The organism is Streptomyces sp. NPDC017936 (genome assembly GCF_044328485.1).
GTDB lineage: Bacteria > Actinomycetota > Actinomycetes > Streptomycetales > Streptomycetaceae > Streptomyces.
Window position 1 is genome coordinate 87,335 of record NZ_JBIRHK010000015.1, and the last position, 13,220, is coordinate 100,554.

Genomic DNA, 13,220 nt, shown 5'->3' on the forward strand with positions numbered 1-13,220 from the left:
CCGACGTCCGTGCCGCCTATGCTCTCAGCTCGAACATTCTGCTGGCACGGGCACGAGGACGGGCGGGACATGACGACGGACACGGTGCGGTGGGGGATCCTGGCGACCGGCGGGATCGCCGCCGCCTTCACGGCGGACCTGATCGACCTGCCGGACGCGGAGGTCGTGGCGGTCGGCTCGCGCAGCGAGACCTCGGCGCGGGCCTTCGCCGACCGCTTCGGGATACCCCGGGCCCACGGCGACTGGGAGGCCCTGGCCTGGGACGAGGACATCGATGTCGTCTACGTCGCCACCCCGCACTCCGCCCACCGGACCGCCGCCGGCCTGTGCCTGAAGGCGGGGCGGAACGTGCTGTGCGAGAAGCCCTTCACCCTGAACGTCCGCGAGGCCGAGGAACTCGTCGCGCTGGCCCGCGACAACGGCCGCTTCCTCATGGAGGCCATGTGGATGTACTGCAACCCGCTGATCCGCCGGCTCAAGGCGCTCGTCGACGACGGGGCGATCGGCGAGGTGCGGACCGTGCAGGCCGACTTCGGGCTCGAGGGGCCCTTCCCGCCCGCGCACCGGCTGCGCGACCCCGCCCAGGGCGGCGGCGCCCTGCTCGACCTCGGCGTCTACCCGGTCTCCTTCGCCCAGCTGCTGCTCGGCGAGCCCGCCGGGATCTCCGCGCAGGCCGTGCTCTCCGCCGAGGGCGTCGACCTCCAGACGGCGGCGGCCCTGTCCTGGGAGTCCGGCGCGCTCGCCGCCCTGCACTGCTCCCTCGTCGGCGGCACGGGCGCCTCCGCCTCCGTGACCGGCTCGCGCGGCCGCATCGACATCCCGTCCGGCTTCTTCCACCCCGACCGCCTCGTCCTGCACCGCGCCGGCCGCGACCCCGAGGAGTTCACCGCCGACCCGGCCGACGGCCCCCGCGCCACCTTCCGGCACGAGGCCCGCGAGGTCATGCGGGCGATCCGGGCCGGCGAGACCGAGTCCCCGCTCGTCCCGCTCGACGGCACCCTCGCGGTGATGCGCACCCTGGACACGATCCGGCGGCGGATCGGGGTGGCCTACCCCGGAGAGGCCGCGTAGGGGCTCCGCCGGGGCGCCGGAGCGACCGCCGCCCCTCGGCGCGGCCCCCGGGCCGCTGCCCCTGGCCTCGGCTTCCCCGGGCCGGCCGCCCCCGGCGCCGACCCCGGGCTCCTGTGCCGACGGGCCTCGCCCCGCCGCCGGTCCCGGAACCCCGCACCGGTCCCGGGGCCCCGCCCTCCGGGGGCTGCCCTCCGGGGGCTGCCCGCCGGTCCCCGGGCCGCCCCCATCGTGCTCCGCGAGCCGGACGGAGCGCGCGGCGAGGGCGGCGGGCGGCCGGGGCCCCGAGCGGCGTCCGAGGTCCATGGGCGGCGGCGAGACGCCGCGTCTCATCCGCTTGGTACCGTCGTCACATGGTCACCCAGTCCGGAAAGCCGGCCCCCGACACCACCCGGCGCAGCGAGAGGTCCCGGCGCGCCATCTACGAAGCCGCCCTCGCCCTGGTCGCGGAGGTCGGCTACCCGAAGACCACGATCGAGGGCATCGCCGCCCGCGCCGGCGTCGGCAAGCAGACCATCTACCGCTGGTGGGGCTCGAAGGCCGACGTGCTGCTGGAGGCGTTCCTCGACCTCGGCGAGCAGGCGACCGAGGCCGCGGGGCAGGCGCCGTACGCCATCCCGGACACCGGGGACGTGGCCGCCGACCTGAAGGCCGTCCTGCGCGTCACCGTCGACGAGCTCCTCGACCCCCGCTTCGACGCCCCCTCGCGCGCCCTGGCCGCCGAGGGCCTCGTCAACGAGCAGGTCGCCCGCGAGTACGTCGCCAAGCTCCTCGAACCCCAGCTCCAGCTGTACGTGGAGCGGCTGCGCTCCGCCCAGGACGCCGGCCAGGTCCGCGCCGACGTCGACCCGCGCATCGCCCTGGAGCTCTTCGTCTCCCCGCTCGCCCAGCGCTGGCTCCAGCACACGGGCCCCATCTCCCACGCGTACACCGACACCCTCGTCGACTACGCGCTGTACGGCCTCGCACCCCGGTAGGACCCCGCCCGCCCGCGGCCCCGGGAGCCCCATCCGTACCTGTCGTCCCACCTGCCCCGATTAGGTGCACCGGACCCCCGATGCGCAGGATGGTGGGACCATAGGGCATGCTGTCCGCACCACGGCGAGGCGAGGGGATAGATGAGCGCGGAGTTCGGCGGCCGCACCGGCCGGCAGGGCAAACTCTCCCGGTGGCTGCGGGGACGCCGTCCGAAGGAGGCCGCCGACGGCGGCGGCCGCGAGGCCCTGCTGCTCGCCGCCGCCGGAGCGGGACTGCCGCTCGCGCCCGCCGCGCACCCGGCCCCCGGCTACCGCTGCTCCTGCGACCGCGTCGGCTGCCCCACCCCGGCCCGGCACCCCGTCTCCTTCGCCTGGCAGACGCAGTCCACCACCGACCGCGCCCAGATCGAGCGCTGGGCCCGGCACCAGCCGCAGGCCAACTTCATCACCGCCACCGGCATGGTGCACGACGTCCTGGACGTGCCCCTGGAGGCCGGACAGGAGGCCCTGGACCGGCTGCTCGCCTCCGGCGTCGAGGTCGGCCCGGTCGCCGCCAGCGACGACGGCCGCATGCTCTTCTTCACCCTCACCCGCGGCACCCCCGAGGACGAGGACGAGTGGTGGCCCTGCGAGCTGGACTGCCATCCCGAGACCATGGACGAGCACCCCGGCCTGCGCTGGCACTGCCGCGGCTCCTACGTCCTCGTCCCGCCCGCCGCCCTCCCCGGTGACGACGGCCGCACGGTGCACTGGCTCCGCGGCCCCGAGCACGCCCTGCCCGACCCGCTGAACCTCCTGGAAGCCCTGACGGACGCCTGCGCCCGCCACGCCGACGGGGAACCGCACCACCCGACGTCGACCTGGCCCCTGCGGCACTGAGGCGGGCCGCGAAGGGGCGCGTCACCGGATCGGCGCGCGGCTCACTCCCCCTTCGCCGCGGTCAGCCCTTCCAGCCGGCTGAGCACCGACACCTTGCCGTCGCCGGACCCCTTCGCCGGCGCGACGGCCATCTCGTTCGCGACGAACTCCATGGTCAGCGACCGCGTGATCTCACCGGTCGTCAGCGCCCGCACGTTCTGGTTGGGCGCCGGCACCGACGCCCCCGCCGCGGCCGTCTGCTTCACGTAGTGGTGCGTGCTGAAGAACACCAGCGTCCCGCCGTCCGCGGTGCGCAGCGCCAGCGGTGCGAAGTCGCCGCCGGTCAGCGGCTCGTCGACGTACTGCGTGGCCAGGCCCGGCTTGCTGGAGTTCTTCGCCCGCGTGGAGCGCAGCTCGCTGGTGTACGCGCCGTCCGCGAAGGTCCCCCCGCCGGTCCGGAGGTAGGCGGCGTAGTCCGCGCTCAGGTTCTTCGGCGCGCGCACCGCTCCGGCGGAGCCGGCCGGCACGGCCTCGGCCCAGCCGTCCTTGTCCTTGCTGAACTCGGGCAGCGCGCCCGGCGCGACCAGCGTCAGGTAGGCCGCCTGCCAGCGGTCCGCCGGCGCGTTGCGGGTGAACACCAGCACCCAGCGCGCGTCACCGCCCTTGTTGGCCTGGGCGTCCGCCACGAACCAGCGCGGCCAGCCCGCCTTCTTGGGGATCGTGTACCGCACGTCCGTCAGCGCCAGCGGCGTGTGCTGCGGGTTGCCGTCCGGGTGGTTGACACGCCCCGCCTTCAGCCGTGCCGCGTCGATGGCGCCGAGCGCCCCCGTGGTGTACTCGGCGTCCAGGGAACCGTCGTACGCCGCGTCCGCCTCGTTGTACGCGGCGGTGAACTGCTGGACGGCCTTCGCGGCCTCGGCCCGGGTGGCCGTGGGGAGCACCTCGCGCTCCCCGTGGACCACCACGCACCCGCTCGCCGTCAGCGAGACGGCGGTGAGCGAGACCGCTACGAGTGCGTTCCGGTCACGACCGCTCAGCCGTGGACGGCCGGTCGTCAGGCTGCGTTCCCTGGTCATCCGGTGCCTTCACCTTCCCCTTCCCGGAGGCGAACCCTACCGGGGCGAGGAACAGCGCGAGTGCCGGGACCAGGTACAGCAGCCACACCGTGACCTGGAGGACGGTGGGATCGGGCTGGAAGTTGAACACGCCCTTCAGCAGGGTGCCGTACCAGCTGTCCGGGGGGATCGTGCCGCTGATGTCGAAGGCCTTGTCGTTCAGGCCCGGCACCCAGTCGGCCTCCTGCAGGTCGTGGACGCCGTACGCCAGCACGCCCGCCGCGATGACGACCAGCATGCCGCCGGTCCAGGTGAAGAAGCGGGCCAGATCGATCCGCAGGGCGCCGCGGTAGAACAGCCAGCCGAGGAGGACCGCCGTGGCCAGGCCGAGGCCGGCGCCGATCACCGGGTGGGCGGTGCCGTCACCGGCCGCGCGCACCGACGTCCACACGAACAGGGCCGTCTCCAAACCCTCCCGGCCGACGGCGAGGAACGCCGTGACGACCAGCGCGCCCGTGCCCATCGCGAGGGCGGCGTCCAGCTTGCCGTGCAGTTCCGACTTCAGGTGCCGGGCGGTGCGCCGCATCCAGAACACCATCCAGGTCACCAGGCCCACGGCGAGGATCGACAGCGAGCCGCCGAGCGCCTCCTGCGCCTCGAACGTCAGCTCCTGCGACCCGAACTCGAGGACGCAGCCGAAGCCGAGCGCGAGCAGCACGGCGACGGCGATGCCCGTCCACACCGGCTTCAGGGCGTCCCGGCGTCCGGTCTTCACCAGGTAGGCGATGAGGATGCAGACGACGAGGCTGGCCTCCAGGCCCTCGCGCAGACCGATCAGGAAGTTGGAGAACACGGACTACGCCTCCTCGGAGAACAGCGTCCGCCCCCACCAGTCTGCCTGGTCGCGGACGCCGGGCGGGACGGCGAAGACCGCCGAACCCACGTGCTGGATGTACTCGTTGAGCGCGTCGGTCGCCAGGTTGCGCTGGACGCGGATGAACCCCTCGCGCACGTCGCGCTGGTAGGCGAGGAAGAACAGGCCGGCCTCCAGCCGGCCCAGACCGTCGGTGCCGTCGGTGAAGGAGTAGCCGCGGCGCAGGAGGGTCGCCCCGCCGTTGGAGTCGGGGTGCGCGAGCCGGACGTGCGCGTCGGGCTTCATCGCCTTCAGGAACGGCTCGTCGCGCTCCTTGGCCTTGCCCACGGGCGCGCCCTCGCCCTTGTCCCGGCCGAAGACGTCCTCCTGCTCCTGGAGCGAGGTGCGGTCCCAGGTCTCGATGTGCATCCGGATCCGACGGGCGACGAGGTAGGAGCCGCCCGTCATCCACGCGGGGCCGTCCTTCTCGCCGACCCAGACGAACTTCTCCAGCCGGTCCGTCTCCGTGCCCGCGATGTTGCGGGTGCCGTCCTTGAAGCCCAGCAGGTTGCGCGGGGTCTGCGCCTCGGGGGTGGTGGAGGAGGTCTTGCCGAAGCCGAGCTGCGACCAGCGGATGACGACCTTGCCGAAGCCGATCCGGGCCAGGTTGCGGATCGCGTGCACCGCGACCTGCGGGTCGTCCGCGCACGCCTGCACGCACAGGTCGCCGCCGCTGCGGCTCGCGTCGAGGTTGTCCCCGGCGAACCGCGGCAGGTCGACCAGCGCCGCGGGCCGCTGTCCCGCGAGCCCGAACCGGGTGAACAGGGACGGGCCGAAGCCGATGGTCAGCGTCAGCCGGGACGGCTTGAGGCCCAGGGCCTCCCCGGTGTCGTCCGGCGGCGCCTCGGCCAGGCCGCCGTAGGCGCCCTCGCCGACCGGCTTCCCGGCCGTCATCCGCCGGGCCGCCTCGGTCCAGTCCTTCAGCAGCTGCACGAACGCGGCGCGGTCGTCGGTCGTCACGTCGAAGGCGGCGAAGTGCAGCCGGTCCTGGACGGGGGTGGCGATGCCCGCCTGGTGGGCGCCGTGGAAGGCGACGGCGGCGCCCGACCCGGTGCCGGCCGGGTCCACGTCGCTCCCCGCGCGGGACACGGCGACCGCGCCGCCGGCCGCGGCGGCGCCGAGCGCCAGACCCGCACCGCCCCAGCCGATCAGCGCGCGCCGGGTGGGCGAGGCCGTGGTGCCGCCCGCGGCCGGCTCGGCCGGCGCCTGAGCTGTGTCCGTCATGTCGGTGGCCTCCGGTTACTTCGCGACGGCGGCGGCGAGCTTGGACAGCGGCTCCGCGAGCGCGTTCACCGCGTCCGACAGCTCCTTCTGCTGGACCTCGGTGACCTTGTCGTAGGAGACGAAGTCGTACGAGGTCTTGTCCGCGCGGTACTCGTCCAGCAGCGCGTTCAGGGCGGCGAACTGCTTGTCCAGCTCGGTGACCAGCGCCGTGTCGTTCTCCTGGGCGACGGGCTTGAGCAGCTCGTACGACTTCTGGGCGCCCTCCACGTTGGCCTTGAAGTCGACGAGGTCGGTGTGCGAGTAGCGCTCCTCCTCGCCGGTGACCTTGCCGGTGGCGACCTCGTCGAGGAGTTCCTTGGCGCCGTTGGCCATGGAGGTGGGGGTGATCTCGGCCTTGCCGACCCGGTTCTGCCAGTCCGTCAGGTCGGTGACGAGCCGGCCGGCGAGGGCCTTCTCCTGCGCGCCGATCTTCTTGTCCTGCCAGAGGGCCTTCTCCAGCCGGTGCCAGCCGGTGAACTCCTGGCCGGCCTCCAGGCCGTCGGCGCGCACGTCGACCTTCGGGTCGATGTCCCCGAAGGACTCGGCGACCGGCTCGGTGCGCTCCCAGCCGATGCGGGAGGGGGCGTAGGCCTTCTTCGCGGCCTCGAGGTCACCGGCCTGGACCGCCGCCACGAAGGTCTTCACCTTGGGCAGCGTCTCGTCGGCCTGGGTCTGCGCGTACGCCCGGTAGGCGGCCACGGCCTTGTCCAGGCGCGGGTCGCGCTTCGCGGCGGAGCCGCCGGTGACCTTGAGGGCCTGGCGGATGCCGTCGCCCTTCATGCCCGGCTTGCAGGCGATCTCGTAGTCGCCGGCCTTGACCTCGGCGGTGACCCGCTGCTTGGTGCCCGGGCCGATGTTCTCGCGCTCGGTCACCACCCGGTCGTCGGGGAAGAGGATGTACACCTCCGTGACCTTGGAACCCTTGTTCTCGATGGCGAGTTCGAGGTGACCGGCGGAGATCTCCTTCTTGGAGGTCTCGCACGCGTCGTCGGTCGCGGTGACGCCGATCACCCGGTCGCCGTCGGCGGCGTCGCTCTTCTCGGTGCAGCCCGTGACGGCGGTCAGGGCCGCCGCGGTGGCGGCGGCGGTGACGACGGCGAGTCTGACAGCGCGCATGCGAGCTCCCACAGAGTGGCTGGAAAACGGCGTGACGGTGTTCACAAGAAGTGGTGAGGCTGACCTAACTTAGCCGAGGCTTACCTGCCTGATAACCGTGCGTGCCGTGATTCACCTCTCATGGGCGCCGTAGGGGCACGAGGTGATCACGAACACCCAAATCGGACGCAAAGAATCGGTCACAGCAGAGTCAAAGATTCCGTTTCGGGTGTGCCGGGCCGGGACCCCGTCCGTCCGGCAGGACCTGGCCGCCCGGACGGTGTTTCAATGCGCGAGTGACTGATTACGACGTGCTCCGCGTCTTCTGCGCGCCCAACGGCGGATACGGCAACGAACTGGGTGTCGTGCGGGACGGTTCCCGGCTGCCCGGGCGGAGCGAGAGGCAGGAGCTCGCGGCGAAGCTCGGGTTCAGCGAGACGGTGTTCGTGGACGACCCCGAGCGCGGGGTCATCGACATCTACACCCCCACCCTGCGCCTGCCCTTCGCCGGCCATCCCTGCGTGGGCACGGCCTGGCTGCTCGACGTGCCCGAACTCGTCACGCCGGCCGGGGTCGTGGGCGTCCGCCTGGACGGCGAGTTCAGCTGGATCGAGGCGCGCGCGGAGTGGGCCCCGCCCCGCACCCTGCGCCAGTACGCCACCGCCGCCGAGGTCGACGACCTGCCCGTGCCGCCGCCCGGCGAGTGGATCTACGCCTGGGCCTGGGAGGACGAACCGGCCGGGCGGATCCGCGCGCGGGCGTTCCCCGGCCGTGACGACGGCATCGAGGAGGACGAGGCGACGGGCGCGGCGGCCCTGCTGCTCACGGACCGGCTGGGCCGGGCCCTCAACATCACGCAGGGCACCGGGTCGCAGATCCTGACCGCCCCCCAGCCGCACGGCTGGGTGGAGATCGGCGGACGGGTCTACCTGGAACGCTGACGGACACCGGCCCGACCGCGCGACGGACGCGCCCCGTACGTCCCGTCCGCGGGGGAACCCGAGGCGCTGAGCCCGTCGGCACGCCACCGGTGCGGTCACGGCCGTGACGGCACCGGAACCGACCGTCCCCGCGGTCTCCGGCGGGCGCCGCGTCGGGGGACGGGCCGGGGTCGTGTCCGACGCCCTGGTGCGCCACGCGGTCGACCTCTCCGGGGGTGCGCCGGAGGGCGCACGGCCCGGACCGCGTCCCGCACCGTGCCCGGCAGGCCGGCGTCGTGCCGAGCGGGGTCGGCGCGGGCTCGCTCCCTCCGGGCGATGACCGGGCCGTTCGGGCGGCAGGGTCACGCCGACAGCGGGAACTCCTCGCCCAGCGCCCGGAACATGTCCGTGTTGAGGGCGAACGCCCGCTTGCACTCCGTCACGACGCGCTGCTTCTCCAGGTCGTCCGCCGGGACCGCGTCCAGGAGCTCGCGGTAACCCCGCTTGAAGGCCGCAGGGTGGGGGATCCCCTCGAAGACGTAGAAGCGGACGCCGTCGCCCTTCCGCTCGAATCCCCAGGTCTTCTCCGCCCTGCCGCGGATGATCTGGCCGCCGGAGAGGTCGCCCAGGTAGCGGGTGTAGTGGTGGGCGACGTAGCCGGACGGCCAGGTGCGGGCGCACTCGGCGACGCGGGCCGCGTAGGTCCGGGTGGCGGGGAGGGCGGTCAGACCGGCGCGCCAGTCGGGGCCGCGCAGGTGGGCCAGGTCGCGTTCCAGGGAGGGCAGGCGGAACAGTTCCGGCCGGACGAACGGGCCCGCCACCGGGTCCGAGGTCAGCCCCCGCGCGCCGGACTCCAGGGCCTCGTACACGAACCACAGCTGCTCGGTGTAGCGCGCGTACGCGTCCACGCCCAGCCGGCCGCCCAGCAGATCGCTCATGAACGTCGACGTCTCCGCCTCCCTGTGCTGCTCGTGGGAGGCGGTGCGGATGAGGGTCGAGAAGGAGTCCATGAGTCCAGATCTTTTATGGTTAGGCTCACCTAAGTCAATGACTTGCCGACGGCTCGTCGGTAACTCCCACCCTGTCACGGCACGGGAAAGCCCGCCCTCCGGAAGAGGGCGGGCCGGGGGAACCAGGGGGACGGGGAAGGGCTACGGCAGCGTGAGGATCTCCGCGCCGGTCTCCGTCACCACCAGCGTGTGCTCGAACTGGGCGGTGCGCCTGCGGTCCTTCGTCACGACCGTCCAGCCGTCGTCCCACATGTCGTACTCGTGCGTCCCGAGCGTCAGCATCGGCTCGATCGTGAAGGTCATCCCGGGCCGCATCACGGTCGTCGCGTGCGGGCTGTCGTAGTGCGGGACGATCAGCCCGGAGTGGAACGACGTGCTGATCCCGTGGCCGGTGAAGTCCCGCACCACCCCGTAGCCGAACCGCTTGGCGTACGACTCGATGACCCGTCCGATGACGTTGATCTGCCGGCCCGGCCGGACCGCCCTGATCGCGCGGTCGAGGGACTCCCGGGTCCGCTCGACCAGCAGCCGGCTCTCCTCGTCGACGTCCCCCACCAGGTACGTCGCGTTGTTGTCGCCGTGCACCCCGCCGATGTACGCGGTCACGTCGAGGTTGACGATGTCGCCGTCCCGCAGCACCGTCGAGTCGGGGATGCCGTGGCAGATCACCTCGTTGACCGAGGTGCACAGCGACTTGGGGAAGCCGCGGTAGCCGAGCGTCGAGGGGTAGGCGCCGTGGTCGCACATGTACGTGTGCGCCACCTCGTCCAGTTCGTCGGTCGTGACCCCCGGCGCGATCAGCTTCGCGGCCTCCGCCATCGCCCGCGCGGCGATCCGGCCGGCGATCCGCATCGCCTCGATCGTCTCCGGCGTCTGCACCTCCGGCCCCGTGTACGGCGTCGGCGCGGGCTTGCCGACGTACTCGGGGCGGCGGATGTTTCCGGGCACGGAACGGGTGGGGGACAGCTCCCCGGGCACGAGCAGCGACTGGCCAGACATGCCAGCGAGTCTAACCAGCGGGCATGCGGGGAACATGACGATGGCGAGAGGAGCTGGTCATGGCCCTGTTCAAGAAACGGACCGTCGGCAAACCGGGTGAGTGGTACTACTGCCTGGAGCACAAGAAGGTCGAGGAAGGGCCGGAGTGTCCGGCCAAGGACCGCTTCGGCCCCTACGCGAGCCGCGTCGAGGCCGAGCACGCGATGGCGACGGCCCGCGAGCGCAACCTGCAGTGGGAGAACGACGCCCGCTGGCACGACGCCCCGACGGGCGGGACCGCGGACGACGACTGACCCCGTCCCCGGACGGGACCCGCCGGGACCGGACCGCACGCACCCCGCCGACACCGGCGCACGGACGCGCGGTCACCGGCGGCCCGGGTGCCGGGCGACCACCGGGACGACGCCGCGCGGGTCACCAGGGGGACGGGGGCGGGGCCGTCAGGGAGTCCGCCAGTCGTGACAGGCGGTCCCGGAAGCGCCGGCGGCTCCGGGGAGAGGGCACCACGTGCTCGCCCGCCGCGGCGCTCACCAGGTGCTGCACGGTGTCGAGGTCCAGCTCCGAGCCGTCCGGCACGGCCAGCGCCTCGTGCGCCAGCGCCGTCAGCTCGCGCCCGCCGGGACCGAGGGCCAGTACGGTCACCCCGGCCCGCCGCGCGTCCGACACCCGCTCCAGCAGCGGAGCGTCCTCCCCGGGCGACGCCACCAGCAGGGTCTCGCCCCGCCGGGCGGCCTCGATCCGCCCCAGGCCGACCGCCAGGTGCGCCGGGTCCGAGGGGCGCGCGCCGTGCCGCACCAGCGTGGGCGCCAGCTCCGGCGTACCCGACCACGCGGCCTCGTCCACCAGATGGGCCGCCAGGTGCCAGGGCTCGTACTCCGCGGTGCCCACCAGCAGCAGTCCGCCCCCGTGCGCGACCACGGCCCCGCGCAGCACGGCGCCGAACCTCCGCGTGGCCCCCAGCCACTCCGTCCCGGCGAGCACCTCGCGCAACAGCGCGACCCGTACGGCGTCCATGGCCACGCATCCTGCCGCAACCGGCCCGGCCCGGCCCGGTGTTCGGCGCCGATTCGCCCGGTCCGGCGAACGTGACCGCCGCCACCTCGACCGGCGGGGGCGTCCCCGGCGCACGTAAGGTCGGCCCATGACCTCTACCGACAGCGCACAGAACGCTCCCGCGAAGGCCCCCGCGAAGGACCCGTGGGACCTCCCCGACGTCTCCGGGCTCGTCGTCGGCGTGCTCGGCGGGACCGGACCGCAGGGCAAGGGCCTCGCGTACCGGCTCGCCAAGGCCGGCCAGAAGGTGATCATCGGCTCGCGGGCCGCCGACCGCGCCCGGGCCGCCGCCGAGGAGCTCGGTCACGGCGTGGAGGGCGCGGACAACGCCGAGACCGCGCGCCGCAGCGACATCGTGATCGTCGCCGTGCCGTGGGAAGGGCACGGCGCGACCCTCGAGGCGCTGCGCGAGGACCTGGCCGGCAAGCTCGTCGTCGACTGCGTCAACCCGCTCGGCTTCGACAAGAAGGGCGCCTACGCGCTCAAGCCGGAGGAGGGCAGCGCCGCCGAGCAGGCCGCCGCCCTGCTGCCGGACTCCCGGGTCACCGCCGCCTTCCACCACCTGTCGGCCGTCCTCCTCCAGGACCCGCAGATCGAGGAGATCGACACCGACGTGATGGTGCTCGGCGAGGAGCGGGCCGACGTGGAGACCGTCCAGGCGCTGGCCGGCCGCATCCCCGGCATGCGCGGCATCTTCGCGGGCCGGCTGCGCAACGCCCACCAGGTCGAGTCCCTCGTCGCCAACCTGATCTCCGTGAACCGCCGCTACAAGGCGCACGCGGGGCTCCGCGTCACCGACGTGTGAGCCGCCGGCCTGCATGGGGGACACTGGGACGGCACCGGCCGTGCCGCAGTGTCCCCGTCCAGGACCGGACCGGGCGGCACGACCGACACGGCCGACAGGACCGACAGGACCCGACAGGAGAACGACCCCCATGTCCGCCTCGCCCACGACCGGCTCGTCCCGGCGCCTCGCCGTCTACACCTTCGTCGTCTGCCTGCTCGCCGTGGCCGCCGCGGTCGTCGCCTTCGCCAAGGGCAGCTGGCTGGGCGTCGTCTGGGTGCTGCTGGCGGGCCTGTCGTCCAACATGACCTGGTACTACGTCAAGCGCGAGAGGCTCCGCCGGTCGGTCACCGGCTGACCGAGCAGAACTCCGGCGTCCCCTCCCAGAAGCGGTACAGCGTCTCACCGCAGTACGTCTCCAGGTCGCCGATCCCGAGGCCGCGCAGCGCCGCGTCGACCACGTCGAAGAACGCGCCGTTGACCGCCGGCAGCCACAGCAGCGCGAACACGAACAGCAGTCCGAACGGGGCGAACGGCTCCACCTGCCGCTTCACGCCGTACGGCAGCCACGGCTCGATCACGCCGTAGCCGTCCAGGCCGGGCACCGGCAGGAAGTTCAGGATCGCCGCCGTGACCTGGAGCAGGGCCAGGAACGCCAGCGCGTACCGGAAGTCGGCGGGCACGCCGTCCAGCGCGTCCAGCCAGAAGGGGGCGGTGCACACGACGGCGAACAGCACGTTCGTCAGCGGGCCGGCCGCCGAGATCAGGCTGTGCCGCCACCGCCCGCGGATCCGCCCCCGCTCGATGAACACGGCACCGCCGGGCAGACCGATCCCGCCCATGATCACGAACAGCACGGGCAGCACGACGCTGAGCAGCGCGTGCGTGTACATGAGCGGGTTGAGCGTCAGATAGCCCTTCGCGCCGACCGAGATGTCCCCGCTGTGCAGGGCGGTGCGCGCGTGCGCGTACTCGTGCAGGCACAGCGACACCACCCACGCCGCCGTCACGAACAGGAACACGGCCACACCGGGCTGCTCGGCGAACCCCGTCCAGGTCGCCCACGCCGTGACCGCCATGACGGCCAGGATCCCGACGAAGACGGGACTGATCCGCCGGTCGCTGCGGCGGGTGAGGGCGGTCGTCATGGGGCTCCCTGGACTGGAATGCGGGCGTGGAACTGCCCGACCGTACCGGGCACGGGGGGAAAACGTCTCGCGGTCGG

The 13,220-nt window shown here is 73.3% G+C and carries 15 protein-coding genes; 7 read left to right on the forward strand and 8 right to left on the reverse strand.

Going from position 1 to position 13,220, the window contains the following annotated elements; all coding sequences use genetic code 11:
• Window positions 1-69 precede the first annotated feature (69 nt).
• The 3 genes from ACH4F6_RS28445 to ACH4F6_RS28455 all read left to right on the forward strand — a co-directional run bounded on the left by ACH4F6_RS28445 (window position 70) and on the right by ACH4F6_RS28455 (window position 2,924).
• Window positions 70-1,071, forward strand: a complete 1,002-nt coding sequence (locus ACH4F6_RS28445) for a Gfo/Idh/MocA family protein (RefSeq protein ID WP_397963215.1) — start codon at window positions 70-72, stop codon at window positions 1,069-1,071.
• Window positions 1,072-1,421: 350 nt separating this feature from the next.
• A complete protein-coding gene (locus tag ACH4F6_RS28450; RefSeq protein WP_397963216.1) occupies window positions 1,422-2,045 on the forward strand; it encodes a TetR/AcrR family transcriptional regulator in 624 nt (207 codons plus the stop codon).
• 141 nt (window positions 2,046-2,186) lie between these two features.
• A complete protein-coding gene (locus ACH4F6_RS28455) occupies window positions 2,187-2,924 on the forward strand; it encodes a bifunctional DNA primase/polymerase (RefSeq protein WP_397963217.1) in 738 nt (245 codons plus the stop codon).
• Between the two features lie 41 nt (window positions 2,925-2,965).
• Here the strand turns inward: ACH4F6_RS28455 and ACH4F6_RS28460 are convergent, their stop codons facing one another.
• From ACH4F6_RS28460 to efeO, 4 genes are read right to left on the reverse strand one after another with little or no spacing between them, the layout of a single operon-like run.
• Window positions 2,966-3,979, reverse strand: coding sequence for a hypothetical protein (locus tag ACH4F6_RS28460; RefSeq protein ID WP_397963218.1), 1,014 nt, complete (start codon window positions 3,977-3,979; stop codon window positions 2,966-2,968).
• Complete coding sequence (gene efeU, locus ACH4F6_RS28465) at window positions 3,927-4,811, reverse strand: iron uptake transporter permease EfeU (RefSeq protein WP_397963219.1); 885 nt, start codon at window positions 4,809-4,811, stop codon at window positions 3,927-3,929. The genes ACH4F6_RS28460 and efeU overlap by 53 nt, the downstream gene beginning before the upstream one ends.
• 3 nt (window positions 4,812-4,814) lie before the next feature.
• Entirely contained in the window at window positions 4,815-6,095 is a 1,281-nt protein-coding gene (gene efeB, locus ACH4F6_RS28470) for an iron uptake transporter deferrochelatase/peroxidase subunit (protein WP_397963220.1), read from the reverse strand.
• A gap of 15 nt (window positions 6,096-6,110) precedes the next feature.
• Complete coding sequence (efeO, locus tag ACH4F6_RS28475) at window positions 6,111-7,250, reverse strand: iron uptake system protein EfeO (RefSeq protein WP_397963221.1); 1,140 nt, start codon at window positions 7,248-7,250, stop codon at window positions 6,111-6,113.
• 275 nt (window positions 7,251-7,525) lie between these two features.
• On the opposite strand from efeO, the gene ACH4F6_RS28480 reads away from it, so the two are divergent.
• Window positions 7,526-8,170 carry a PhzF family phenazine biosynthesis protein gene (locus ACH4F6_RS28480; protein ID WP_397963222.1) on the forward strand — a complete coding sequence of 215 codons (645 nt, stop codon included), beginning with the start codon at window positions 7,526-7,528 and terminating at the stop codon, window positions 8,168-8,170.
• A gap of 341 nt (window positions 8,171-8,511) precedes the next feature.
• Here ACH4F6_RS28480 and ACH4F6_RS28485 read toward each other — a convergent pair whose 3' ends face one another.
• Both ACH4F6_RS28485 and map read right to left on the reverse strand, forming a co-directional pair.
• Window positions 8,512-9,159 carry a heme oxygenase (biliverdin-producing) gene (locus ACH4F6_RS28485; RefSeq protein WP_397963223.1) on the reverse strand — a complete coding sequence of 216 codons (648 nt, stop codon included), beginning with the start codon at window positions 9,157-9,159 and terminating at the stop codon, window positions 8,512-8,514.
• 141 nt (window positions 9,160-9,300) lie between these two features.
• Window positions 9,301-10,158 (reverse strand): type I methionyl aminopeptidase, encoded by an 858-nt coding sequence (gene map, locus ACH4F6_RS28490; RefSeq protein ID WP_397963224.1) that lies wholly within the window; start codon window positions 10,156-10,158, stop codon window positions 9,301-9,303.
• 59 nt (window positions 10,159-10,217) lie between these two features.
• Between map and ACH4F6_RS28495 the strand changes: the two genes are divergently transcribed.
• A complete protein-coding gene (locus ACH4F6_RS28495; protein WP_397963225.1) occupies window positions 10,218-10,451 on the forward strand; it encodes a hypothetical protein in 234 nt (77 codons plus the stop codon).
• Window positions 10,452-10,572: 121 nt separating this feature from the next.
• Here the strand turns inward: ACH4F6_RS28495 and ACH4F6_RS28500 are convergent, their stop codons facing one another.
• Entirely contained in the window at window positions 10,573-11,172 is a 600-nt protein-coding gene (locus tag ACH4F6_RS28500) for a hypothetical protein (protein WP_397963226.1), read from the reverse strand.
• Window positions 11,173-11,299: 127 nt separating this feature from the next.
• On the opposite strand from ACH4F6_RS28500, the gene npdG reads away from it, so the two are divergent.
• Together npdG and ACH4F6_RS28510 are read left to right on the forward strand one after the other, a co-directional pair.
• Window positions 11,300-12,016, forward strand: coding sequence for an NADPH-dependent F420 reductase (gene npdG / locus ACH4F6_RS28505; RefSeq protein WP_397963227.1), 717 nt, complete (start codon window positions 11,300-11,302; stop codon window positions 12,014-12,016).
• A gap of 130 nt (window positions 12,017-12,146) precedes the next feature.
• The gene (locus ACH4F6_RS28510) at window positions 12,147-12,353 is read left to right on the forward strand and encodes a hypothetical protein (protein ID WP_397963228.1); all 207 of its coding nucleotides are present in this window, start codon (window positions 12,147-12,149) and stop codon (window positions 12,351-12,353) included.
• On the opposite strand, the gene ACH4F6_RS28515 is transcribed toward ACH4F6_RS28510, so the two are convergent.
• Window positions 12,343-13,143 (reverse strand): site-2 protease family protein, encoded by an 801-nt coding sequence (locus ACH4F6_RS28515; RefSeq protein WP_397963229.1) that lies wholly within the window; start codon window positions 13,141-13,143, stop codon window positions 12,343-12,345. The genes ACH4F6_RS28510 and ACH4F6_RS28515 overlap by 11 nt on opposite strands.
• Window positions 13,144-13,220 lie beyond the last annotated feature (77 nt).